Source organism: Nosocomiicoccus ampullae (assembly GCF_019357495.1).
Taxonomy (GTDB): domain Bacteria; phylum Bacillota; class Bacilli; order Staphylococcales; family Salinicoccaceae; genus Nosocomiicoccus; species Nosocomiicoccus ampullae.
Window position 1 is genome coordinate 1,502,206 of sequence record NZ_CP079110.1, and the last position, 25,434, is coordinate 1,527,639.

24 protein-coding genes are annotated in these 25,434 nt (G+C 33.5%); 10 read left to right on the forward strand and 14 right to left on the reverse strand.

Features of this window, described 5'->3' with window-relative positions:
- The first annotated feature begins 123 nt into the window (after nucleotides 1-123).
- From KPF49_RS07780 to KPF49_RS07800, 5 genes are all read left to right on the forward strand, one after another.
- Nucleotides 124-1,422, forward strand: coding sequence for an MFS transporter (locus KPF49_RS07780; RefSeq protein ID WP_183673116.1), 1,299 nt, complete (start codon nucleotides 124-126; stop codon nucleotides 1,420-1,422).
- A gap of 18 nt (nucleotides 1,423-1,440) precedes the next feature.
- Complete coding sequence (locus KPF49_RS07785) at nucleotides 1,441-2,382, forward strand: ornithine cyclodeaminase family protein (RefSeq protein WP_183672849.1); 942 nt, start codon at nucleotides 1,441-1,443, stop codon at nucleotides 2,380-2,382.
- 169 nt (nucleotides 2,383-2,551) lie between these two features.
- The gene (locus tag KPF49_RS07790; RefSeq protein ID WP_183672850.1) at nucleotides 2,552-4,048 is read left to right on the forward strand and encodes a peptide MFS transporter; all 1,497 of its coding nucleotides are present in this window, start codon (nucleotides 2,552-2,554) and stop codon (nucleotides 4,046-4,048) included.
- Between the two features lie 135 nt (nucleotides 4,049-4,183).
- A complete protein-coding gene (locus KPF49_RS07795; RefSeq protein WP_183672851.1) occupies nucleotides 4,184-5,815 on the forward strand; it encodes a hypothetical protein in 1,632 nt (543 codons plus the stop codon).
- A gap of 273 nt (nucleotides 5,816-6,088) precedes the next feature.
- Complete coding sequence (locus KPF49_RS07800) at nucleotides 6,089-6,277, forward strand: hypothetical protein (RefSeq protein WP_183672852.1); 189 nt, start codon at nucleotides 6,089-6,091, stop codon at nucleotides 6,275-6,277.
- A 280-nt stretch (nucleotides 6,278-6,557) separates the two neighbouring features.
- Here KPF49_RS07800 and KPF49_RS07805 read toward each other — a convergent pair whose 3' ends face one another.
- Entirely contained in the window at nucleotides 6,558-7,607 is a 1,050-nt protein-coding gene (locus KPF49_RS07805; protein ID WP_183672853.1) for a nitric oxide synthase oxygenase, read from the reverse strand.
- A gap of 120 nt (nucleotides 7,608-7,727) precedes the next feature.
- Here KPF49_RS07805 and KPF49_RS07810 point away from each other — a divergent pair, with 120 nt between their 5' ends.
- Entirely contained in the window at nucleotides 7,728-8,300 is a 573-nt protein-coding gene (locus KPF49_RS07810; protein WP_183672854.1) for a thymidine kinase, read from the forward strand.
- A 71-nt stretch (nucleotides 8,301-8,371) separates the two neighbouring features.
- Here KPF49_RS07810 and KPF49_RS07815 read toward each other — a convergent pair whose 3' ends face one another.
- The 8 genes from KPF49_RS07815 to KPF49_RS07850 all read right to left on the reverse strand — a co-directional run bounded on the left by KPF49_RS07815 (nucleotide 8,372) and on the right by KPF49_RS07850 (nucleotide 15,444).
- Complete coding sequence (locus KPF49_RS07815; RefSeq protein WP_183672855.1) at nucleotides 8,372-9,586, reverse strand: NRAMP family divalent metal transporter; 1,215 nt, start codon at nucleotides 9,584-9,586, stop codon at nucleotides 8,372-8,374.
- Nucleotides 9,587-9,607: 21 nt separating this feature from the next.
- Nucleotides 9,608-10,366 carry a LamB/YcsF family protein gene (locus KPF49_RS07820; protein WP_183672856.1) on the reverse strand — a complete coding sequence of 253 codons (759 nt, stop codon included), beginning with the start codon at nucleotides 10,364-10,366 and terminating at the stop codon, nucleotides 9,608-9,610.
- Between the two features lie 5 nt (nucleotides 10,367-10,371).
- Nucleotides 10,372-11,724 carry an acetyl-CoA carboxylase biotin carboxylase subunit gene (locus KPF49_RS07825; protein WP_183672857.1) on the reverse strand — a complete coding sequence of 451 codons (1,353 nt, stop codon included), beginning with the start codon at nucleotides 11,722-11,724 and terminating at the stop codon, nucleotides 10,372-10,374.
- Nucleotide 11,725: 1 nt separating this feature from the next.
- Complete coding sequence (locus tag KPF49_RS07830) at nucleotides 11,726-12,172, reverse strand: acetyl-CoA carboxylase biotin carboxyl carrier protein (protein WP_183672858.1); 447 nt, start codon at nucleotides 12,170-12,172, stop codon at nucleotides 11,726-11,728.
- Complete coding sequence (locus KPF49_RS07835; protein ID WP_183672859.1) at nucleotides 12,172-13,161, reverse strand: 5-oxoprolinase subunit C family protein; 990 nt, start codon at nucleotides 13,159-13,161, stop codon at nucleotides 12,172-12,174. Before KPF49_RS07835 ends, KPF49_RS07830 begins: the two co-directional genes overlap by 1 nt.
- Nucleotides 13,151-13,879 (reverse strand): 5-oxoprolinase subunit PxpB, encoded by a 729-nt coding sequence (gene pxpB, locus KPF49_RS07840; RefSeq protein WP_183672860.1) that lies wholly within the window; start codon nucleotides 13,877-13,879, stop codon nucleotides 13,151-13,153. The genes KPF49_RS07835 and pxpB overlap by 11 nt, the downstream gene beginning before the upstream one ends.
- A gap of 197 nt (nucleotides 13,880-14,076) precedes the next feature.
- Nucleotides 14,077-14,847 (reverse strand): M15 family metallopeptidase, encoded by a 771-nt coding sequence (locus KPF49_RS07845; protein ID WP_183672861.1) that lies wholly within the window; start codon nucleotides 14,845-14,847, stop codon nucleotides 14,077-14,079.
- Between the two features lie 54 nt (nucleotides 14,848-14,901).
- Nucleotides 14,902-15,444, reverse strand: coding sequence for a cysteine hydrolase family protein (locus KPF49_RS07850; protein WP_183672862.1), 543 nt, complete (start codon nucleotides 15,442-15,444; stop codon nucleotides 14,902-14,904).
- A gap of 120 nt (nucleotides 15,445-15,564) precedes the next feature.
- Between KPF49_RS07850 and KPF49_RS07855 the strand changes: the two genes are divergently transcribed.
- Together KPF49_RS07855 and KPF49_RS07860 are read left to right on the forward strand one after the other, a co-directional pair.
- Entirely contained in the window at nucleotides 15,565-16,332 is a 768-nt protein-coding gene (locus KPF49_RS07855) for a polysaccharide deacetylase family protein (RefSeq protein WP_183672863.1), read from the forward strand.
- Between the two features lie 30 nt (nucleotides 16,333-16,362).
- Nucleotides 16,363-17,121 carry a formate/nitrite transporter family protein gene (locus KPF49_RS07860; protein ID WP_183672864.1) on the forward strand — a complete coding sequence of 253 codons (759 nt, stop codon included), beginning with the start codon at nucleotides 16,363-16,365 and terminating at the stop codon, nucleotides 17,119-17,121.
- 77 nt (nucleotides 17,122-17,198) lie between these two features.
- Here the strand turns inward: KPF49_RS07860 and KPF49_RS07865 are convergent, their stop codons facing one another.
- The 3 genes from KPF49_RS07865 to KPF49_RS07875 are packed head-to-tail and all read right to left on the reverse strand — an operon-like array spanning nucleotide 17,199 to nucleotide 19,675.
- Nucleotides 17,199-17,654, reverse strand: a complete 456-nt coding sequence (locus tag KPF49_RS07865; protein WP_183672865.1) for an SRPBCC family protein — start codon at nucleotides 17,652-17,654, stop codon at nucleotides 17,199-17,201.
- Between the two features lie 2 nt (nucleotides 17,655-17,656).
- The gene (locus tag KPF49_RS07870; protein ID WP_183672866.1) at nucleotides 17,657-18,688 is read right to left on the reverse strand and encodes a M42 family metallopeptidase; all 1,032 of its coding nucleotides are present in this window, start codon (nucleotides 18,686-18,688) and stop codon (nucleotides 17,657-17,659) included.
- Between the two features lie 12 nt (nucleotides 18,689-18,700).
- Nucleotides 18,701-19,675 carry a YeeE/YedE family protein gene (locus KPF49_RS07875; RefSeq protein WP_183672867.1) on the reverse strand — a complete coding sequence of 325 codons (975 nt, stop codon included), beginning with the start codon at nucleotides 19,673-19,675 and terminating at the stop codon, nucleotides 18,701-18,703.
- Between the two features lie 187 nt (nucleotides 19,676-19,862).
- Here KPF49_RS07875 and KPF49_RS07880 point away from each other — a divergent pair, with 187 nt between their 5' ends.
- Complete coding sequence (locus KPF49_RS07880) at nucleotides 19,863-21,749, forward strand: acyltransferase family protein (RefSeq protein ID WP_183672868.1); 1,887 nt, start codon at nucleotides 19,863-19,865, stop codon at nucleotides 21,747-21,749.
- A gap of 36 nt (nucleotides 21,750-21,785) precedes the next feature.
- On the opposite strand, the gene nadX is transcribed toward KPF49_RS07880, so the two are convergent.
- Both nadX and KPF49_RS07890 read right to left on the reverse strand, forming a co-directional pair.
- A complete protein-coding gene (gene nadX, locus KPF49_RS07885; RefSeq protein WP_183672869.1) occupies nucleotides 21,786-22,544 on the reverse strand; it encodes an aspartate dehydrogenase in 759 nt (252 codons plus the stop codon).
- Nucleotides 22,545-22,809: 265 nt separating this feature from the next.
- On the reverse strand, nucleotides 22,810-24,324 hold the full coding sequence (locus KPF49_RS07890) for a TcaA second domain-containing protein (RefSeq protein WP_183672870.1): 1,515 nt from the start codon (nucleotides 24,322-24,324) through the stop codon (nucleotides 22,810-22,812).
- A 146-nt stretch (nucleotides 24,325-24,470) separates the two neighbouring features.
- On the opposite strand from KPF49_RS07890, the gene KPF49_RS07895 reads away from it, so the two are divergent.
- Nucleotides 24,471-25,394 (forward strand): zinc ribbon domain-containing protein, encoded by a 924-nt coding sequence (locus tag KPF49_RS07895; RefSeq protein ID WP_183672871.1) that lies wholly within the window; start codon nucleotides 24,471-24,473, stop codon nucleotides 25,392-25,394.
- The last annotated feature ends 40 nt before the right edge of the window (nucleotides 25,395-25,434 follow it).

The window sequence follows — 25,434 nt, forward strand, 5'->3', positions numbered from 1 at the left end:
ATTTAGGAAACATGCTTTTTATTTTGCTTCGGTTTTTATAATTTGACTAGTTTTTTATTACTATCTCATATATCATACAAATATGTAAGCGTTTTTAAAAAAGGAGGAATATTTATGGCAGAAATGGATAAATCATTACAAAGAAAAGTCTTAACAGCAAGTTTAGTTGGATCATCAATTGAGTGGTTTGACTTTTTCTTATATGCGTCTGTGGCAAGTGTAGTATTTAACACGCAATATTTCGTCACAGATAACCCTACACTTTCAACGATGATCGCTTATTTTGGTCTTGCATTATCATTTTTTATACGTCCTTTTGGAGGCGTTTTCTTTTCACATATTGGAGATAAAATCGGTCGTAAGCGTACGCTCGTCATTACACTAACATTAATGGGTGTTGCGACTGTAGGTATCGGTTTAACCCCAACATATGCTCAAATTGGTATCCTCGCACCAATTTTACTTCTGTTCTTTAGACTCATTCAAGGATTAGGAATTAGTGGTGAATGGGGAGGCGCATTACTCCTTGCAACAGAGTATGCACCGGAATCTAAACGTGGATTTTTCGGAGCTGTACCACAAATGGGAGTTACAATCGGTATGGTACTCGGGTCTTCATCGTTTTACCTAATGACGTCAATTATGAGTGAAGAATTATTTTTAAGTATCGGTTGGAGAATTCCGTTTATCTTAAGTGCATTTTTAGTTTTATTTGGTTTATGGATTCGTAAAGATCTTGATGAAACACCAGAATTTAGAGCATCTATGGAATCAGGTAAAATTCCAAAAGTACCAATTGTTGATACGTGGAAATATCATAAACGTGAAGTACTCATTACGAGTGGTGCAAAATTTGTTGAAACTGCACCGTTCTATATTTTTGGTACATTTATTGTCGGTTATGCAACAAAAACTTTAGGGTATGAATTTAGTACAGTAATGCTTGTCGTTATGATCAGCGCAACAATTACATCAATTTTCATTCCTTATATGGGTACACTAAGTGATCGTATTGGTCGCCAAAAGTTATACTTAATCGGCGCAGTAGCGATGTTTTTATTTATGATTCCGTATTTCTTAATGCTTCAAACAAATAACGTAATTATGCTGTTTTTAGCAACGATTATCGGTTTAAGTATTATTTGGTCACCAATAACTGCGGTGCTCGGTACGATGTTCTCTGAAGTATTTAGTACTGAAGTACGTTACACAGGTGTGACACTTGGCTATCAAATTGGAGCAGCACTTGCAGGTGGTACAGCTCCGATGGTCGCAGAATTTTTAATGGGCAAATTCGATCAATCATGGTTACCAGTCGCTCTATACATTATGGTTATCTCTTTAATTTCAATTTTCAGTGTGTTACAAATTAAACATAAGCCACAAGTTCAAGAAAGCAAATTAACTGTAGAAGAAGTTTAAATTACGGGAGGTTTCAAATTGAAAACTTTTACTGATAAAGAAATCGAACAAGTCTATAAAATGGACGAAGCAATTAAAGATACTTACAACACATTAAACACTTTAAATGAAGGTCTTATTAAAATGGAGCAACGTACAGTGATTCCTGTTGAAGGCGATAAAGTAATGCTTTACATGCCATGTGTTGATAACAAAGAAAAATTTTCAGCAGTGAAAATTATCTCAATTTACCCAGATAATGCAGCAGACGGTTATCCTGCAACACAAGCAGTTACTGTACTAACAGAACTCGAGCACGGTGAAAACGTCGCAACGCTTGATGCGAGCTATTTAACAAAATTACGTACCGGTGCGATGACAGGTATTGCGACAGATTTACTCTCTAAAAAAGAGGCAAAAGAATTAGGTATTATCGGAACAGGCGGCATGGCATTCGAACAAGCACTCGGAGTATTAGAAGTTCGTGATATTAAAAAGATTCGCTTATTTAATCGTACGTTAAGTAAATGTGACAATTTTAAAATACGTTTGGAAGAACACGGTGTAAAAGCAGATATTGAAATTTGTGAAGACGTAAATGACGTAACAAGTGCTTCAGACATCATCAATACTGCAACGAACTCAACACAAGCAGTGTTTGAAGACGAACACGTAAAAGAAGGTGCGCACATTAATGGTCTTGGATCATACATGCCTGAAATGCGTGAAATTCACACTGATTCAATTAAACGAGCACGCCACGTAATATTCGACGACGTCGACGGTGTAATTGAAGAAGCGGGAGAATTCATTCATGCAGTAGAGTCTGGAGATTTTAAATGGAACAAAGCAATCGGTTTAAAAGATGCATTAAATCAAGAATTTGAAAGAAATAACTCAGATATCACAATTTTTAAATCCGTTGGTGCATCTTACTATGATATGTCTGCAGCAATCGGCGCTTATAAAAAATTAGTGTAAAAATTTTAGTTAAATTAACATAACTTACATCTGTACTTATAAAATATTAGTTAGTAATTACTATTAAAGAGAAACTTTGAAATAGTTTCTCTTTTTTGTTCGGTTAAAAATGAGAAATATATGATAAACTAACTTATGTTAATTTCAAAATTAAAGGAGTCTATTAATAATGGCTAAAGAGAATTTAAATCATCAGCCTATACCTGATAGCGGTTTCTTCGGACAACCAAGAGGCCTATCTACATTATTCTTTACCGAATTTTGGGAACGTTTTAGTTACTATGGAATGAAAGCAATTCTAGCTTACTACTTATACTACTCGGTAACTAAAGGTGGATTTGGACTCGATCAATCAACCGCTTTACAAATCGTATCAATTTATGGTGCGTTAATTTATATGAGTGGTATTATTGGTGGCTGGTTAGCAGATAGAATTTTCGGTATTAGACATTCCATTTTCTATGGTGGAATTCTAATAATGTTCGGTCACATTTTACTCGCATTACCAAATAACTTTACTATTTTATTAATCGCATTATTTTTACTCATTATTGGTACTGGTCTTTTAAAACCAAATATTTCAACAAATGTTGGTATGTTATATGAAAAAGATGATCCAAGAGTGGACGGTGGTTTTACTTTATTCTACATGTCGATTAACTTAGGAAGTTTACTCGCACCACTACTTGTTGGTACGCTACAAGTAAACTTCGGATTCCATGCAGGTTTTGCGCTTGCAGCAATCGGAATGTTCTTAGGACTATTAACGTATGTATTAACAAATAAGAAAAATCTTGGTGACCTAGGTTTAAAACCATCAGATCCTTTAAAAGATGAAGAAAAGAAAAAGTTCAGCATCATCGCTATAGTTGTAATACTTGTGATTGCCCTATTTATTACATTCACATTAATGACGAATACATTAACTATCGGGGCATTTGCGAATTTCATTACATTCCTAGGTGTCGTGTTACCGACTGTACTAATTACAAAAATGATTATGTCTAAAAAAGTTACAAAAAAAGAACGTTCGCACTTATTTGCATACATTCCACTCTTTTTAGCATCTGTAGTTTTCTGGATGATCCAAGAACAAGGTGCGACTGTACTTGCAGCTTTTGCAGATACTAAAACAGAGTTAAGTGTCTCTAAATTAACAAATGGTTTGATTGACTTTAATATACCTGCAGCTTGGTTCCAGTCATTAAACCCTGTATTCATAGTATTACTTGCACCACTAATGTCACGCTTATGGATTAAACTTGGAAAACATAATCCTTCAACTGTTACGAAATTTACTGTTGGGGTATTACTTGCAGGTGCAGCATATCTCGTAATGATTATACCTTTAAATACTGAAGGTTTAATTCACCCACTATGGCTTGTCCTAAGTTTCTTATTAGTAACTGTTGGTGAATTATTCGTGTCACCAATTGGTCTATCTACGACGACAAAACTTGCACCAACTGCGTTCCAGTCACAAATGATGTCTATTTGGTTCTTATCAAATGCAATGGCACAAGGACTAAACGCACAGATGGTTAAGCTTTATGCTCTTATTAATACTCAGCAGTACTTTATGTATTCAGGACTGATTGCTGTAGGTGTTGCAGTTGTTTTAATTGTTTTAGGATCAAAAATCCGTAAAGTTATGGGTAAACTATAATTTTTTCAAACTGTAATTCAGTTTTTACGAAACTGTGTTACAGTTTTTTCTTTGTTTTTTATAAAAAACGCTTTCATTAAAAATTTATAATGATATAATTATCATAATAATTAGATAATTTAAGGAGGGATACTTTTGTCTATCTCGTTATGTGCATTATCTGTACACAATAAAAAGTTAAATAGTATATGTAGACCTTTAGCTGAAGATAATTATCGCCTCATTGATTTTATCTATACGAGTCACCGCGTATTAGAAAACTATAGTGATTTAGATATTGCTTTAAGAAGGATTCACGAAGTACTTCATAAAGACAAAGTGGTTATATCTATATCTGATTTAGACCACATTGACGTTCTTTGTAGTTTTGGAATGACGCCTTCTATACATAAATCACTTAAAAATTCGGGGCTTACAACTATCCATCAATTAAAACAATTATCTAAAAAAGAATATGATGATCATTTAAAGCGTGAATCCAATTCTATCTATAAAAAAACCCAAAATATTATAAAGAAGTTTGAAAGCGTTTTTTCAAATAATTATATTGATATTATCTCGTTCCTATTACTCGTTCAACATGACGTGGACAAAAGAGTCGATGTGAAACAGTTAATTCAAACAGCTGAAAAATTTTATTCTCTTGCTGAAAACAAAGTATTACTCACATTAAATACGTTAGTCGATGAAGGTATCCTTATAAAAAATAACGACTCTTATTATGTAAAAAAATGGACGTTACATGAAGTATTAAATTTTGATTTTCCTCACAAAGACACTTACTTAATGCGTCTTCAAGGGGTGAATGTCCGAGATATCGGTAAAGAAACTGGCGTTTCTAGAACTTCTGTGTTGACGTATGTCTCTAGAATTAATGATCACTTCATCCCCCATCATTTAGAAGAAAATAAGTATAGTATCTTTTTAACTAAATATAATATGCCTAGAAGCACCTTTGAATATGTCTTCAATTTAGATGAGGTTATTATAGACTATCTATACTGTAACTTTGAAACACACGATATAAATACTGACATCGAACAAATTATTACCGATAAAATATTAAAAAAAGATCAGTTAGATCGTTTACTCTATATTGAAAAGAAATTTATAAATCATCAAGGTAAAATTGTTCCACAATCAAGTACGAACATTTTTGAAGACATTGTCCACAAACATCCGAATCAATCATTTACGTTAAATTCTTTTTATAAACGATATATGAATTGTTTAAAGCATAACAATATTATCAATATTAAACCGACAGATATTAGAAGGTTTGAATCAATTATTGATGAATCTGAATACGTTGTGAAAAGTATTAAGCACGAGTTTCGGTATTTTGACATTAATATCTCTAAAGAAACGATCGATAAAATTAACGCTATTTTAAATAACCTAGACGGAAGTTATGGATTACCGTTTATCTTTAAAAATAATAAAAAAACTTTAACAGAAATTGGTCTAAAAAATGGATATGAACTCGGTAGTCTTATTAATAAGGTAGGCCTAGAAAAATTTGAAAATGTCAATTCGATTATTAGAATTAGTACAATTCAACTTGGCAAACGTACTCATCAAGAATTTGTTGAAGATAAAATTTCGGAATTTAGAGAGTGCATGGTAAACACTCTATTGAATCATCTACAAAAATATTATGGTCTTCACAAAGATACGATGTCTACGTATATTTCAAATCAGTACTTCGATTATATTTTAGACGGAAAAATTTGCGGTAAAGAAAATATACCTATCTCTAAAACATGAAAACTAAGGCCATAACGAGTGAATAAGTTAGTGAACGTAAAGTATGTATATTATACGTTTTAAATAAAGAGAATTCTATAACACTTCAAGAGGAGTCAGATTTATGACAGCAATCATTGCAAATGGAATATAGATTTATTGCGAATATTCGACCAATCAGACAGATAAGAAAACACTATTATTATTTTTGACTCTTTATAAATAAAAGTATATGCTTTTATACGTTATATATTTCAGTGGAAATTATTAACACAACAATGGAGAGTGAGATATATGCCTGAAAAGACGGGAGTAAGAGATTCATTAAAATACAACTATTTCCTATTGATTGTGAGTATAGTGAGTTTTGTTTTCTTTTATTTTTTACTTGGTGTTGATTTTTTAATGAGTTTTGTAATTGCGATGGCTCCATTTACTATTGGATTTATAAATATCAATCGAATAAAAAATGAGAAACAATAGGAGTTTTTGCTTATCTAACAGTAGAGAATGATAATTAAAGAATGATTTTATGACATTATTTAGCCAGTTATTTACTTACTGCTTAAATTCTACGAAACCTTTCTACACTAGTATTACTCAGAAAAATATTACAGATGATATGAGCTGCATCCTTAAAGTTGAATTTTAGTATCCAACTTTAGGAGTGCAGTTCATTATGATTAAAATCCGTCTAATAATTAATACTGAAAATTTCTTTTTAAAAGTTGTCTACAGTCTTATTATTTCCGAGGAAATATTTTTAATGCACTGGGCATTTGTTTTCTCTATATAAGAAGTTTGGTGAGCGTGTTGTGTTATCAAATCCATAGTGATAGTTATGTGTAAGTGACGGTGATAATGGTGGTGCGAGCCAGCTCCATTTTCCTGTAACTGTGCGTCCCGCTTCTTTTTCTAATCGCTCAAATGTTTTAAATTGTTTAGATGCTGTAATATGATCGACCATCGTTACTTTACTGTCTCTAAATGAATGATAGACTGCATAGCTAATTTCTACGAGTGCACGGTCTCTCCAATATGTCGTTGTTTTTGACATGTCTAACTCTAGAGCTTTCGCGATACTTTCTAGCTTGTTATAACGATAATCATCCGTGAAGTTTCTGACTGCGATTTCTGTTTCCATATACCAGCCGTTAAATGGCGGGGTATGATAGTAAATACCACCAATTTCTAAATCCATGTTACATATAATTGGCACTGCGTACCATTTTAGCCCTAAATCTTTAAGCTTTGGATAATCATGGTGCTCGATATTTACTTCTTTAATAAGCCCTTCACGATACTCATGATATTTAATATCTCCATCTTTTACTCTATAAATCAGTGGAAGTACATTAAAATCACTCGGTTCTTTTTTCCAACCGACCTTTTCTGCTTGTTTTGTTGCTTCTCTTGACCTAGGATCTCCATTATTATCATATCCTGCATAACGTATAAGTTGTTCGTTATATAATTTAATATCATTACTATACACTGAAATCGTTGGCACAATTTTACCACCGTTTGTCGCATCATTAATATGCGTCTCAATAGATTCAACGAAATCCGCTTCATTATCGATATGTCTTTCATCTCTAACAACAAGTTTCTCCCAGTACAATCTACCAATACATCGGTTAGAGTTACGCCAAGCTACACGTGCACCGTATTCTAATTCTTTAGACGTATGCGTATAAATGCTCGTCTCATTGATTTCTTTTTTTATTTCACTTAATCTTTTCGCTGGACTTCCTAAATTCAACTCATCATACATCATTTCTATAAACTCTGTTGCTTGTTTAAATAGCTCCATACAATCGTTCCTAACATTATCTATTCAATTATTATGTTACACGAAAATACACATTTATAATATATAAATATAAAATTCATGTTAAAATTGATGCTGATTATTTAAAGATTGGGGATTATTATGGCGAAACTTTATTACCGTTACGGTACAATGCAAAGTAATAAAAGTAATCAAATTATCACGACTCATCATCAATATACGACTCAAGGTAAGAGATGCTTGGCGTATACAACACCGATTGATTCGAGAAGTGGATATAAGAGAATAAAGTCTAGAATCGGCCTAGAACTCGAAGCAGAGTATGTCACTGATGATATCTTTGAAAAAGTTAAAAAAGAGAATGAGAAAGAAAAAGTGTTTGCTGTTTTGATCGATGAAGCTCAATTTTTATCGAAAAAAGATATTCATAATTTAAGCGATATTCCAGACTTACTCGATATTCCTGTTATTGCTTTTGGTTTAAAAACCGACTTTAGAAATAACTTGTTCGAAGGCAGTCGTGCATTACTTGAACTCGCCGATGCTATCGACGAATTAAAAACAGTTTGTCAGTTCTGTAATAAAAAAGCGACATTAAATATGAGATTACATAATAATGTACCGACGAATGTCGGAGAAACAATTCAAATTGGTGACGAGGAATACGTCCCTGTATGTCGTAAGTGCTATAAAGAACGATTGGAATTAGTATAGTAAAAGTAAATATATCATCAAATTAAAAGAGAGAATATTTAAATATTCTCTCTTTTCTAGTTTATAATACTTTATTCATTCCAAAGTTGTGCAAGACCTTCAAGTGATAGTACACCTGCTACTGCAGTAACAATAACTGCTACAATTCCAAATATAATCCAAGTTACTGGATGTTTGTAATCTCCAACGATACTCTTTTTTCTAGATGCAAGCAGTATCGCGCCAAGTATTATTGGTAAAATTAAACCGTTGAATGCACCTGCTAATATAAGTAGTGTAACAGGTTTACCAATAAATACAAAAACAATCGTTGAGGCTAAAATAAACGCTACAATGAAGAGGTTATTGTACTTATCAAACACTTTTCCAAATCCACGTAAGAAGCTTGCACTCGTATATGCCGCACCAATTACTGATGATAGTGCTGCAGCGAGTAGTACAACACCGAAAACTTTTTGTCCAACGTCACCAAGCGCAAATTGGAATACTGATGCTGGTGGGTTATCTGGATCTAATACTGCTCCTTGAGCAAGTACACCGAGTACTGCTAAGAATAGTAACGTACGCATCACGCCTGTTGTAATAATTCCGTAGTTTGCTGCTTTAGATACAAAACGTAAATTTTCTTTACCAGTCATACCAGCTTCAATTAAACGGTGCGCACCTGCAAAGGTAATATAGCCACCAACTGATCCACCAACAATAGTAACGATTGGTAATAACATTGAGAGAGGTTCTTCTGGAACGATTGTTCGAAGCGCCGCTTCACCGAGATCTGGTTTTGATTTAATCGCAACGAATAATACGATTAAAATCATTAGTACACCGAGAAATTGTGTCACGATGTCCATAACGGCACGACCATTTTTAATTAGAAAAATGATAATCGCAAATATTCCAGTAATCGCTGCACCAATGCGAACATCCCAGCCAAATATTGCATTAAATCCGAGTCCTGCACCCGCAACGTTACCGATGTTAAATGCAAATCCTCCAAGAACTATTAGAATAGAAACAAAAGTTCCTAAGCCACGAAATACTTCGTTCGCTACATCTTGTCCGCGTTTTCCACTGATTGATAAGACACGCCATATGTTTGATTGTGCACCAATATCAATGATGATTGATATTAAAATTGCGAATCCAAAACTCGCTAAAAACTGTTCGGTAAAAACGGTCGTTTGTGTTAAGAATGCTGGACCAATCGAAGACGTGGCCATTAAGAATACTGCACCAAATAGTAGCCTACGCTGTGCAGCGGTTAATTTTTGTTTTTCATTTTGCATAATTTCACTCCCTCTGAGTTATTACATTTTTTTGACTTCAATTCCTTTCGCTTCTAAAGCTTTTTTAATTTCTTTTACAAATTGTAATGCTTTTTCTCCATCACCATGGACACAGATACTATCTGCTTTAATATCGATATCTTGACCATCGATTGTTTCAACTTTTCCTTCTGTTATCATACGAATACCGCGTTCAACTGCGAGTTTACTATCGGTAATCATCGCACCTTCTTTACGTCTAGACACAAGAGTTCCGTCGTTTTCATATGCACGATCTAAAAATACTTCGTGAACAACTTCTAAACCTATTTCTTCTCCTGCTTTTACGAGATTATTTTCTGATAACCCCATCAATTTTAAGTTTGGGTTGAAGTCTTTAACTGCTTGTGCGATTACTCGTGCAAGATTCTCGTCAGTAAATGTTGCGTTGTATAATGCACCATGTGGTTTAACGTGGTTCATTTCAACACCAACTGTTCTCGCGATACCGTCAAGTGCAGAAAGTTGATACAATACCATACTATAAATTTCTTCGTTTGTACAGTCCATATATCTACGTCCAAATCCTTCTTTGTCTGGGAACCCTGGATGTGCACCGAGTCCAGCTCCGGATTCTTTAATTAGTTTGACTGTCTCTAACATTACTTTTGGATCGCTTGCGTGAAATCCACATGCGACGTTTGCTGATGAAATTAACGGAATAATCTTTTTGTCATTTCCAATAATATAATTACCAAAACTTTCTCCTAAATCGGCATTTACGTCAACACTTAACGTCATTATTATCACTCCGTATCGATAATATTTTCTTCGTAAATAAATTTAATATCGTAATCATTCGCAATCACTTTTTGATGTGATAGTAAGAAAAATTGGAAATCTAAATTTGTTTTAATCGGTTCAATTACAGTTTCACCGATAACAAGTTTTAGTTTCGCAAGTGCTGATGCACGGTCTTTATCTCTTACGACTAGTTTTGCGACCATTGAGTCATAATACGGTGGAATTGAATATCCTGTGTATAGATGTGAGTCAATACGCACATTACGCCCAAGTCCAAAATGAAGGTGTTCAATTTTACCTGGTGACGGTCTAAAGTTATGCATTGGATCTTCAGCGTTAATACGCGCTTCAATCGCATGACCATTTAATACAACATCATCTTGGGTAAAGCCAATTTCACCGTCGTAAGCCACCATAATTTGTGCTTTTATAATGTCTTTATCTGTCACTTCTTCAGTAATCGTATGTTCAACTTGAACACGTGTATTCATTTCGATGAAGTAAAACTTTTTCTCTTCTTCGACATATAAATATTCAACTGTTCCTGCACCACGATATTTTAACTTTTTCATTGCGTCTCGTGTTGTTTCAGTAATGTATTTACGTTCTTCATCTGACAAGATTGCTGCAGGTGCTTCTTCTAATAGTTTTTGGTTATTACGCTGAATCGAACAGTCTCTTTCATATAAATGAACCGCGTCACCTTTACCATCGCCTATGACTTGGACTTCAATATGTCTTGCTTTTTCGATAAATTTTTCAACGTAGAGTCTATCATCATTAAAGGCATTTTTGGCTTCATTTTTCGCATCGTAATATAACTTATCGACGTCTTTATCACTATAAGCAAAACGCATACCTTTACCTCCACCACCAGAAACTGCTTTTATAACGAGTGGATAATTATGTGTTTTGGCGATTTGCTTCACGTCGTCGGCTGAGTCGATGATTCCGTCACTCCCTGGGATAACAGGAACTCCAACACTTGCCATCGTTTCACGTGCAACAGATTTATTACCCATTTTTTCCATCATATCCGCAGTTGGTCCAATGAATATAAATCCAGCTTCTTCTACACGTCTTGCGAACTCTACAGATTCTGCTAGAAATCCGTACCCTGGGTGAATCGCGTCAGCACCTGATAGTTCTGCCGCTGTTAAAATCGCATCGATATTTAAGTAGCTATCAATACTTCTTGGGCCCCCAATTGCATATGCTTCGTTCGCAATAGCGACGTGAAGTGCGTCTTTATCAGCAGTTGAATAGACTGCAACACTTGTCATATTCATTTCTTTTAAAGTACGAATAATACGTACTGCAATTTCACCGCGGTTTGCAATTAATACTTTTCTCATACTAATTACCCTCCGGCTCTACTAGAACGAGTACTTCTCCGAACTCTACGTCTTCTCCATTTGCAACGACAATTTCTCTTACAATTCCAGAAACGTCTGATTTTAAATCGTTAAACATTTTCATTGCTTCAATATAACCAATTTGATCTCCGGCTTCAATACGATCTCCAACTTGAATAAAGTTCTCACTACTGTGATCATCTTTTCTCGTATAGAACGTACCTATTTGTGGTGCAGTAATTTCTTTATACTTAGAAGGATCCGCTGGCTTGTTTGTAGCTTTACTTTCAGTAGATTGAGTAGGTCTCACGACTGACTGAGTACTTCCTTTTGATGTACTCGTATCTCTTTCTAAGTGTACTTTAATGTCGTCACTTTCAATTTTTAATACTGATAAATTTTCTTCATTTAATAATTGAATTAGTTCTTTTACTGTATTAATATCCATTAAGAATTACCTCCGATTAATGTGTGAATACGTTCTGATACTGGTCGTCTCACGTTACTAAATTCTTTTGTTGTACCGATAAATTCCTTATTTTTAATTGCACGTAGATGTTCTTTATATAGTTCTACTGCTTCTTCAACCTCAATGAGTTTAAATTGAATCTTATCTCCAGGTTTCTTTTGTGCAATTTTTTGAATGTCAACTTTCGCAACCGTTGCGATTTTCGTGTAACCTCCTGCAGTTTGGCGATCTGAAAGTAAAATAATTGGCTTACCATTTTTTGGAATTTGGATGCTTCCAAAAAGAATTGTTTCACTAATAATATCGTGACTTTCTGCTTCTACAGATTCACCATCTAAACGATATCCCATACGGTCACTATCTTTAGATACTGTATACTCACTATGGAAAAAGTTATCTAAGTTTTTCTCATCAAAATAATCGTACTGCTGGCCTTTAACAACTCGAATGACATTTGAAGTATCGATATCCTTTGTCACAACTTTATAGCCATGACGCGCAAGTCCACCATTTAAATCAACAACGTCAAATGGCTGTAAAGGACGTCCAACCCCACCGATTTTACTTCTAGAGTGTGTAGAATAACTTCCGAGCTCTGGTTTAATATCAAATCCACCTAAAAATGCAACGTATGTACGAACACCTTTACGCGCAACACCAAACTCTACAACGTCTCCTTTGATGAGGTCGATTGCAGCGCCAACTTTATATTCTTCATCGTTAATAAGTAGTGGCATATCCGCACCCGCTGTACCGATTGTAACATTACTTGTTACTTGGAATTTAGCACCTTTAAGAGTCATCTCTAACACAGGTGTGTTTAAATCATTCCCAATAAGTTGATTGGCTAAGTAATAACTTTCATAATCCATTGCGCCTGCTGGTGAGAACCCGAGTGATTCATAACCAAAACGGCCTTCATCTTGAATTGTCGTATAAATACCAGGATGAATAATTTTAATTCCCAATTTCACTACCCCTTTCTGTCACTTTCGCTTTGTATACACCATTATTATACGCTTCTGTAATTGTGTCGTATTCTCCCTCACTGATTGAGCGAAATACAATGCGATCTCCCGCTTCATAAAGAATTGGATCTTTACGACGTTTATCGTATAACGGCACTGGTGTCCGTCCGATAATATTCCATCCCCCTGGACTATCAAACGGATACACTCCCGTTTGTTCTCCACCTATTCCTACAGAACCTCCAGGAATATTTGTTCTTGGATTATCTAATCGATCTTTAAATAGCTTTTCGTCTAGCCCGCCAAGGAATGGAAAACCTGGCATAAATCCAAGCATAAAAATATGATACTCCTTGCCTGAATGTAACTTGATTAAGTCTTCTACAGTAAATTCTTCTGATTCAAAACGCTCAACGTCTGGACCATATTCACCACCATAGCACACCGGAATTTCAACGACTTTATATGACAACTCTGAAGCATCGAGTGAGTCACTATCTACTTCTCTTAATTTCTTTTTTAACGTATTTACATTTGTATTTAAAATATCAAAGTGAACTGTTAGCGACGTATAGGATGGTACAATTTCTTTAACCCCTTTAAGCTTCCACGTTTCAATTAATGACTTTAAAAGCATTAATTTTTGGTTTGTCTCAACATCAACAGTGTCACCAAGGTAAATCGTTAACGCATCTTCAGAAAACTGCTTAATTTCCATGAGTCATACTCCTTCATCCTTATTTCTCATCTTTTCTAAAATGTATCGAATAAATACGAATTATTCAACGCTTCATATAAAAAAAGTTCGACATTTTTAATTTTATTAAATAATATGTTGACTTATTGAAAGTGATTTCCTAGTGTAATAAAAAAATTCAATCCATACATATGAATTGAATCTTAAAAAATGTTCACTTATTCTACTTCACTCACTGGTGTAATAGAAATATTATTTGATTCTATATACTCCTCATACGTTAACCCGCTATCATGCACGTCTTGTGCCAATTCTTTTCCTAAATAGCGGATATGCCAAGGTTCGTACATATAACCTGTGATATCTTCTTTTCCTTCTAAATATCTCACAATAAACCCATATTTATGTGCATTATTTTTTACAAACTCTCCTTCAGGTGTTTCTTCAAAACTCTCACTTAACCCGAAGTACGCACTTTCACTACTCACATCCATTACAAGTCCTGTTTGATGTTCACTTGTCCCTGGTTTTGCACTAAAACGATCAGCTTCTTCTTGACCGTGTTGATTGACGTAATTATTATAAAGCCCTTCTTGAGTAACGTATGAGCGGTAACCACTCACTGCGTAAAGCTCTAACCCTTCGTCACTTGCTGCTTCAAATAACTCTCTAAGTGCTGCGTTAGCTTCACTTCTTAAATAAGTATCTTGAGTACTTAATAAGTCTACATACTCTAGGTCCTCTGGTTCATATGTTTCTGGTAAAGGGTATGCAGGATTTACAAGTTGTTCTATTGAGCCTTCAGTAAATACATCATCCTCAGTAATGAGTGGTGTCTTTTCTACAACATCTTCAGTCTTTTCTTCAGTTTCTTCTGGTGCTTTACTCGTTTTACCGTTATCAGTATTATCTGTATTGTTAATACCGTTATTTCCTGTACAACTCGCTAAGAGTAACGTGACTGTTAAAAGTCCAATTATTCTTTTCATACTAAACAACGCTCCATTTTAAAATCTGTTTATTCACTTTAATTATATCATGAATTATTCTATGATTTCTGAATGAAAACAGCGCTGCATATGCTCGAGTCCTGATTCTTGTTGATCTGTAAACGTTGCAACACCTCGTTTATGAATGACTGTTTTAAATCCATAAGCATCTGCACCTGATGCTGTTAAAAATACACAAATATCAGTCGCAACACCGACGATATGCACTGTATCAACATCGCGTTTACGTAGTTCATCTTCTAATCCTGTTTTGAAAAAAGCATTATAATTCTCTTTCATAGAGTAGATAATATGGTCATTATCTTTATTTTCGTCGTACCATTCTTTTAACTCTCCGTATAATTCTTGTCCTTTACTTCTTGTAACGTTATGTACGGGCCAAGAATCGAAGTGCTTATCATCTGGTGCGTGATCGTCCATAGAAATAACAACGTATTTATCATCTTTTAAAAACTTATCTGCTAAGTCTCTAATGTAAGGTACAATCGCAAGTCCTGCTTCACCAACATTTAATGGGCCCTCTAAGTCTACAAAGTCGTTACTCATGTCTACGATTAATAAAGCTTCTTTACTCATTAAATCCACTCCTATAAATATTTACTTATTATTATACTAATCTTTCAAACAAATGTGATAATTTTATCAAAATCTTATATAATTATATTATATACTAAAAGTTAGAGGTGAAGAGGGTATATGAGAAAATATTTATGTATAACAATTATTGCCTTGTTTACTTTATCTGCATGTTCGAACGATGAAAATAACGACACCTCAGAACAAAACGTTAACAATGAAGAGAATTTAACTGAACAAAAAGAAGAAAAAACCCCAGAATATTATGTGGATCCAACTACTTTTCAAATTTTACCTAAAAATGAAGACACAAATCCTCAAGTGGCATTACTAACTTTTGACGATGCCCCAGACCAATATGCAGTAGACATCGCACATACTTTAAAAGAACATGATGTGTCTGCGATTTTCTTTGTGAATGGTATGTACTTAGAATCTGAAGAAGGAAAAAATCGATTAAAAGAAATCTACGACCTCGGTTTTGAAATTGGAAATCACACACAAACACATCCGTACCTAGACACGTTATCGTATGAAGAAACAGAATATGAAATTAAAGAGACGAATGCACTTGTCGAAGAAATTACAGGTGAAAAACCTCGGTTTTTCCGTGCACCATTTGGTATTAACACTGAAGCGTCTGCAAAAATTGTTGAAGATGAAGGTATGCAGTTTATGAACTGGACATACGGTTACGATTTTGAAGCTGAATATCAAAATAAAGATGCGCTTGAAGACATCATGGTAAATACTGAACTACTCAGTAACGGTGCCAATCTTCTCATGCATGACCGTGAATGGACAAGAGATGCAATTTCTAACATCATTTTAGGGCTACGTGACAAAGACTACGAATTGGTAAATCCAAACAATATAGATTTAAATTAAATCAAAAAATTTTAAGTAAGAAGGGTTATTATGTTATCGCCAGAAGAAGTCTTAGATAAGGCTATCGAAAATGGTATTAAAAAAGTAAACAGATCGTTTCAAGAAAAAATGATTTTAGGATTTTTAGGTGGCGCACTTATCTCTCTAGGTGCACTTGCCTTTTTAAGAGCCATTGAATTATTTCAAGGTGAACTTGCCGGATTTGGTCCTCTTATCGGAGGACTACTATTCCCAGTCGGTCTCATCATTATACTCATTGGCGGAGGTGAACTCGCAACAGGTAACATGATGGTCGTCGGAACATCATTATTTGCTAAACATATTACTATTTTAGATTATGCCAAAAATATCGGTACTATTTTATTTTGGAATTTCATTGGTGCACTGTTTGTTGCGCTATGTTTAGGAAAAATTGCTGGGACATTTGATCCATCTGTAGCGATTAGTGTCGCTGAAGGAAAGTTGAACGGAAGTTACATTTCTATGTTCTTTTCAGCAATTGGATGTAACTGGCTCGTTGGTGCTGCTGTTTGGATGAGTACAGGTGCTAAAGACGCTGCAGGAAAAGCAGTTGTTATTTACATTCCAGTTGCGATATTTGTTATTTTAGGATTCCAACACAGTGTCGCGAATTTTTTCTTTTTAAGTGCTAGTGCTTTCTCAAATGGAACAACTTGGTTTGACCTAATCTATAACGCAGTACCTGTTATTCTCGGTAATATCGTCGGCGGGCTATTATTCGTCGCAGCCGCTTATTACTACGGATTAAATTCTAAAAAATTTAAATAATATTCCTACTTCTTGAAAAAATAATTTAAAAAATCGTACAGAGATAATAATTTCTCTGTACGATTTTCTTTATTATTCTATTTCTTATATATATTTTGTATTCTCGTTAATAATGCTTCAATACTTTTATCGTGATGAGATTTTGATAATAATTTTAATATCATATTACCAATTACGTATTTACCTCGCATCTCACCACTATATATGAGTGTCGTTTCATCTTGTGATTTCTTCATCAAATTATATTGTATATCTTTTTCAAAAAATCGACTAATCGTATAAGAAAAGCGCATCATTTTAGACGTCTCACTATTTTTAAAATCATCTAAATGAACGATATATTCAATCGTTTTACCTTGTTCTTCGTGCGTCACTTTATACTTACTACCAATCTTTTCATTTGTTTCACGTACAACTTGAACATTTTTAAACTCTGGCTTTATTTGACTAAAATTTTCTACATTAAATAGATGAAATATATCTTCAATTGGAGCAGAAATATCGACTGTTTTATGCCATTTAATTTTAGCCATAGTTAATTTTCAATATATTTAACAAGTAATTTATACGTATTAAGTAGCGCATCGATGTGTGTACGTTCCATACCGTGACTATTCGCAACTCCTGGCCCGATTAATGCTGCTTTAATATTCGATCCACCACTTAGTGCTGCACTCGCGTCACTCCCATACATTGGGTAAATATCGACAGCATAATCGAGGTCTTCATCTTTAGCATATTCAACTAAATTAGAAATCATATCGTAATCATAAGGACCTGATGAATCTTTCGCACAAATGCTGACGTCAAATTCTGTACAGTCTAAGTCTTCACCAATACAACCCATATCTACTGCGAGCAATTCAGTCACTTCTTCAGGTAAGTAAGCTGCACCATGTCCGACTTCTTCATATACTGTAAAAATAAATTGTAAATTTGTCTTTGGTGTTACGTTACCTGCTTTAATCGCTTTAATTAAATGAACGAGTACAGCGACAGAAGCCTTATCATCTAAAAATCTTGATTTTATAAATCCAGATTTTGTAACAACAGTTTTCGGATCATAAGCGACAATGTCTCCGTTTTGAATATTAAGTTTTCTGTCAACATCTTCTTTAGACGAAACATGTTCATCAATTTTTACAACTAAATTATCAATGTCTCTTTCTTTTTTAGAAGCATCTTTAAATACATGGATCGATGGTGATTTTGATAAAATCGTACCTGTATAAACATCACCATTTCTCGTAATAATATCACAATACTCACCATCTAACGTTGGTGTTAATGGTCCTCCAAGTTTTGTTAAATTTAACGTACCGTCATTATTGATTGAACGTACCATTAGACCTAACGTATCAACGTGACCAGATAATGCACGTGTCACAGATGTGTCTTCACCTTCAATATATGCAATTAAATTTCCTTTAGGTGTCGTTGTAGTCTCTACACCAACCGCTTCTATTTCTTTTCTTAAAAAGTCGATAACTTCTTTTGTGTAACCTGTTGGACTATTTATACTAAGTAATTCTTTTAAAAATTCTACTGTTTCTTCTTGATTAAACATGTAATCTCTCCCTTAATTACTTTCCTGCTTAGTTCTTATTATAGTCATTATTTGAACTCCGAACATCATAAAAATCATAGACACAAATCCGCGCCATGAAAGTGCTGCTGTAGATACAAGCACGTTACCGACTGCACATCCTTCTGCGACAATCGCACCAAATCCCATTAAAGCACCGCCAATTACTGCACGCTGTGTATTCAAATTTGTAATTTTATGCCAATAAAACTGTCCTTTAATTTTAGTTGAAAAAAATGCACTGACTAAAATTCCAATAACAAATAACTCTTTCCAACTAATGTAACTAAAATCTCCGGTCATTAAAAACTCCATTATTTTACTCGTCGGTCCTGCGACTTCAATGCTTCGACCAGTTCCACTAATATCACCAATCAACCAACCAATTAGTGCAATTATAGCAATAGAAATTGCAACTAAATAATATTTCGTCTTTTCTTTATTTGATAAGTGATATCTTTTAAATGAAATGATAATGAATATGATTGAAATAACAGTCAACATAACTGATACTTTGATTCCGGATATACCTAAAGTTGTCGGTATATCTGATTCGACAACAAAAAATTGTTTTAAAAATTTTGAAACAGGTTGAAGTAATCCGTATCGTGTCATACCGGCAACAATTAAAAACATTGCTAAGTTAATAATACCGTCTGTATAACCCTCACCCGCTCGTATATACGATAATGTACATCCATACGCAATTCGTATCCCGACTCCAAATATAAAAGATCCAAGTGCGGTCGCAAGTACCGAGAATTGCTCATTCAAAACCGTAATTAAATTAAAATAATGAAGTAACGAGACACCGATGCTTTGAAGTGAAATCGTCAACATTAATACAAAAAAGTAAGTAAAATCTCGGTCAACTACAAGATGCTCGAAACTAAGACTTACACTATACTTGGAGCGATGTAAAACAAACCCAAATGCTGAACCAAGTAAAAATCCCATAATTAGTATCATGACTATACACCTTCGCAAATTTAAAACTATTATTAATATTTTAATATAATAATTATGTATATTAAAATTTAACAAAACTATTAAATACTTCTCTGTATTTCGATTGTAATTTTTGAAATCATTCGGTAACATTTAATATTATGATGTAATAATATCAAACTCTTAAAAAGAAAGGCACATGTAGGTTATGCCAAAGTTTTTTCCTTTTTCTCTCAAACCTAAACGATATTTAACTGGACTTGATGGTCTACGTGCAGTAGCTGTTATTGCGATTATTATTTATCACTTAAATCCACTTTGGTTGCCCGGTGGATTTCTAGGAGTAGATACTTTTTTCGTAATTTCAGGTTATTTAATTACAAGTTTACTTATCCATGAATATCAATCAAAAGGAACGATTGATTTAGGCGCTTTTTGGATTCGCCGTATTAAGCGTTTAATTCCTGCAGTATTTTTCTTAATTAGTGTTGTCATTTTATATACGCTGTTTTTTGAACCACAAATTATTAAAACAATTAAACACGATTCAATCGCAGCATTTTTTTATGTATCAAACTGGTGGTATATATTTGAGGAAACCAGTTACTTTGAAGCTGGTGAACCGAAGCCTTTAATGCATCTATGGAGTCTTGCGATTGAGGAGCAATTTTACATCATTTGGCCGGTTATTTTCTTGTTTCTACTTAAAGTAAAGAAGCTTCATAAATACATACCGTATATTATTATCGGTATAACAATGGTTTCTTTAGGTTTAATGATCTATTTCATGGTGCCAAATATGGATAACTCACGCGTCTACTTTGGAACAGATACACGTGCGCATACGATTTTACTTGGTGTGTTACTTGCATTCGTATGGCCGCCATTTAACTTAAAAACAGAAACCCCAAAAAGATATCAAAGAATTATCGATATTACAGGTGTAACATCATTAATAATACTCATCTTGTTTATGATTTTTACAAAAGATTATTCAAACTGGTTATATGCAGGTGGACTATTCCTTGTCACACTATTAACGCTTCCAGCGATTGCTGCAAGCGTACACCCAACGTCAAAACTTGGCCATGCATTATCTAATCCTATTATGTTATGGATTGGAACACGTTCATATAGTTTATACCTATGGCATTATCCGATTATCGTCTTTATGAATATGCACTATGTTGCGGGGCAAATACCCCTTCACATCATTGTTTTACAAGTTGTACTTACGTGTATTGCTGCAGAGTTATCATTTAGATTTGTAGAAACACCAATTCGTAAACAAGGGTTTAACTTCTTTAAACCTTCATTTAATACGAGTCGTGCATTCATCGTTAAATCATCTATAAGTGTAATTTTAATCACTGGATTACTCATCACGTTATTTGGTTTTTTCGATCATTTACATGAAGATGTTAATAAACAGTCTACATTTAACACAGAGAACGGTACATTATTTACAAGTACACCGAATGAAATTGCTAAAGATGTTAAAAAACATCATAAAGAATTTATCGATGAAAAAGAAAGAATCGCAAAAGAAAAAGCGGAAAAAGAAGAACAGGAAGAACAAGAGAAAAAAGCTCAAGAGCTTGCAGATGAGTTTTTACAGGAATCATCTCCTTTATTTATTGGAGACTCACTACTAGTAAATATCGGAAGTCAAATTCAATCCCGTATCCCAAATGCTGTTATTAACGGTGAAGTTGGCCGTCAAATGTATGAAGCTGTAGATCTTTCAAAGAATAAGTATCAACACTTTAATAAAAAAGATGAAAATATCATCTTAGAACTCGGAACAAACGGTGACTTCTCAAAAGAACAGCTGGAAGAATTCATTAAAGTATTCGATGAAGCAAATATTTATCTTGTTACAACACGTGTTCCAAGAGACTGGCAAAATAGCGTAAATAAGAAAATGATTGCTGCTGAAAAAGAGTATAAAAACGTGACAGTCATCAATTGGTACAACGCATCAGAAGGGCATGTTGAATACTTTGAACCAGATGGTATTCACTTAAATCATGATGGTGTAGAGTCAATGGTAGACTTAATTGTTCGAGATATATTAGATAATCAAAACTTTTAAAATAAAAAATCAGGCACTTTTAAGTGCCTGATTTTTTTATCCGATAATAATATTATTTTCTATACGTTCTAACGTACTTAACACACTTAATGCTGCAAGTGCACTCGTTTTCGGATTCTCTTTTAACGGGTTATTTTTAATTTCAATTGTCGCTTCGCCAAATTCTCCTTCAATTTTGACGTGATGTGTATTTTTAGTCGCATTAGGGTCTGCAATAAGTCGAACTTTCGTTTCATCTATCCCTAATCCAGCTAACGATAAAATAATCGATACGTTCATATTTTTTGGAAATTTATCGATCGCATCTTTTGCTACGCCTTCGAATACAACAGTCGGTTCTGATACCTCATCATCTAGAAGTGACGCAGCTGGTTTTGTCGTTGTAAGTGTCACACTATTTAGATGTTCTAGTGTTTTTACGTTTTGTATTAAATCCAAGCCACCAACAGCACCTGAAGGTAAATATAGTTTGTGCTGGTTTTCTTTTACATCCTCTAATAGAGAAGTGTCACTAAATGCGCCAATACTAATTACCATCATATCTTTTATATTTAGTACATCTTTTAGATAATATTTAACTGCTTCAACATTTGCTGCTTCTACAACGATATCGATATTCGATTTTAAAAAATCATTGAGATTCGTATACAACTCTACATTATACTCATCTACTAAGTAATGATACTTTTCTTCATCTCTTACAAGAATACTTGTGACATGTAGGTTATCTTGACTTTTCATATGGTTTAATAAAAATCGTCCAATCGCACCTGCACCAATTAAACCGATGTTCATCGAATCTCTCCTATTCAATTTCTAATTTTTTCTTTTAAATAATAAATACGGATTATAGTTAAATACATAATTTACTGTACTTTGCGGTTTCCTTCAACCATTCCCTCTAAGTGCCGCACATTCTCTATGCTACCCTAGTAGTTGTTGTCGTGGTAATTTTGAAATTAAATCTTCATGTCAAAGTCTCAAATAATCACCTCTTATTAATAGGTTAAATTATTCATATATATTAAAAAACTGTAGACATTTCTGTCTACAGTTCTTATTATAGGTCCTGATAGTTTGTTATTTTTAAACCACCTTGTTTTTTATCATAAATAAGATCATAACCTGTTGTAAACTCTTGTCTAGTATCCAAGCCATCATGCTTGATATCTGATCTTAAACGAATTGAGTATTTATTATCCCCCTTATCTTCAAAGTGACTAAATTTATCTGGGATAATACTCATATTTTTAAAGTTTCCACTTTCAATATTCTTTTTAAGTGCTTTTTCCATCTCACTATCTTTTTTGACGAAATCTTCTACTTCAGCATAATCAGATACATCATACATTTCTTCTAAGGCATATTGGAAATTTCTAATAAACGATTCGATTTCCCCTCGCTTATCTGCTTCAAATTTTTCATGATTTCTCTCATTCTCTTCTTTTTTCTTTTCTTTTTCGATTGCATTTTTAATATCATCTTCATATTTTAGTTGTAAAGCTACTGTATCTCTAGTGTCATAAGTTTTTGAGTCTTCAATACTATTCTCATCAAAATTAAATTTAATTGGCTCTGCTTCAATTTTCTCACCATCATGTTCGACTATTGCATTAAGCTCATATTCTTTCCCATAAGCAAGAGGACCTATAATAAACCTATCTTTATTACCTTCTTTGTTTTGGACCTCAATTTCATTTCCATTAAGTTGGATGGTTGGTTTTTCAAATGACTTTAATATAGATTCATATGGTATATAACCATAATCATTTCTAAGTTCAACAAAATAAAAATCTCCTATAAATTTAGCTGGAACCATATTTCCATCATAAGAACTATATTTTGGAACAATTCTCGCAGTTGCTTCTACATCATTTTCTAATATTGCAGTTCCTTCAAATTCATATATTCCAGGAATAAGTTCGGCAAACGTATCCTCACCTTTAAAGACTCTTTCTTTACCGTCCATTGTATATTTAAATTCTTTTATATTACTTAATAAATTATTTTCTGAGTCAGTTTCAAGCACTTTTACTTGATATTTAGGAATTTCAAATGTGTAGTTATCAAATAGCAACCACTTTTTTCCATCATTATTCACAGATAACAGTTCTAGCGTACCATTATTAATTTTACCACTATTAAATTGATTGAAATCTTTTTTTAATTGATCTACATCTTTTAAAAATTCTTTTTTACCGTGTTTATCATTAATAAATACAAAGTAAGCATTAGCTTCATCATCAGAAATGTCTGTATCAATTGCCGATTTTAATTTACTCACATCATTATTTTCTACTGCTTCAACGATTTTGTCGACAGTACGTTCTGGTGATGATAAGTTACTCCCTAATAAATATAACGCTATAATTACTACAAGTACTGCTCCAACAATAATTCCAATTAATTTATTACGTTTTTGAATTTTTGGATCTATTGGCTTTTTACTTGCCTGATCTGGAACACTTTTAGTTTCGGATTTGCCATTACTATTAGAATCTACTAGTGCACCACAGTTTGTACAAACTTTTACATTTTCTCTTAGTTCTTGACCACATTTTTTGCAAAACTTCATTATTATTTCAATTCCTTTCTAAAAAATAATTATTTTAATATAGTCTATCATATAAAATGTAAAGTAATACTAAAATATGAAATTGATTTTAAAATAGGTTTTGTTATACTTTAATAAGTAATATTTAAATGAAAGGAGATTTTAAAATGCACTGTCCAAAATGTAATGCTCAAATTTTCCAAGGTGATAAATTTTGTGGTGAATGTGGTGCCGATGTTTCAAGTTTAAGTAGCAAAGAAACTTTTGTTCCAAATAATTCAAACGCAGGCAAAAAAAATGAAGAACCTTCTAAAGTAAATCAGTCTCAACATATTAACGAAGACTCAAACCAACAACCAGATCATCATATTCATTCAGATAATGCCAATCAACAAACACGTCCAGTAAATCACAATACACATCACCAATCTGTACAAAACGAAAAAGTAAATGGTTTCTTTAAAGATACGTTGAATTTTATAAAAGATACATTCAAGTCACCAACGCACACGGCTTTAAATGCTAGACTTTATAGCCCAACTATAACTATTTTTGCACTCGCAGTTTTTGTACTTATTAATTCACTTGTATTTACTGGAATGTTATCATCACTCTATGGTTCTGCACATATGCATATGTTTAGCTCTTTCCCATTCTTTGGGGTACTTATACGATTATTTATAGTAATCTCACTATACTTATCAGTATTATATGCTGTAGGACTTGCGTTATCTATGATTTTCAACAAAACGATCGACGCTAAAACATTACTAAATCAATATTCAAGTGTGTTTATTATTTCAGTAACATTAAACATTATTTCATTACTATTTGCGTTATTAGGTAGTTTCCAATTATATGCATTCTTTATGTTATTTGGATTAATTGTACTTGTATTTACACCACTTTACGTATTTCTAATTAACTCAGAAAACAAATCTGTTGGCTTAGACAAGTTATACATTTCAATTTTACATTTTCTAGCAATAGGAATTGGGCTTGTCATCGTAAGTATGTTATCTTTAGAAATCCTATCTGAACCTGTTATCGATTTCTTAAATAGTCCGTTAACGGATTTTTATAATTTCTAATAAAAAACCGCCTAAATCATATGATTTAAGCGGTTTTTTT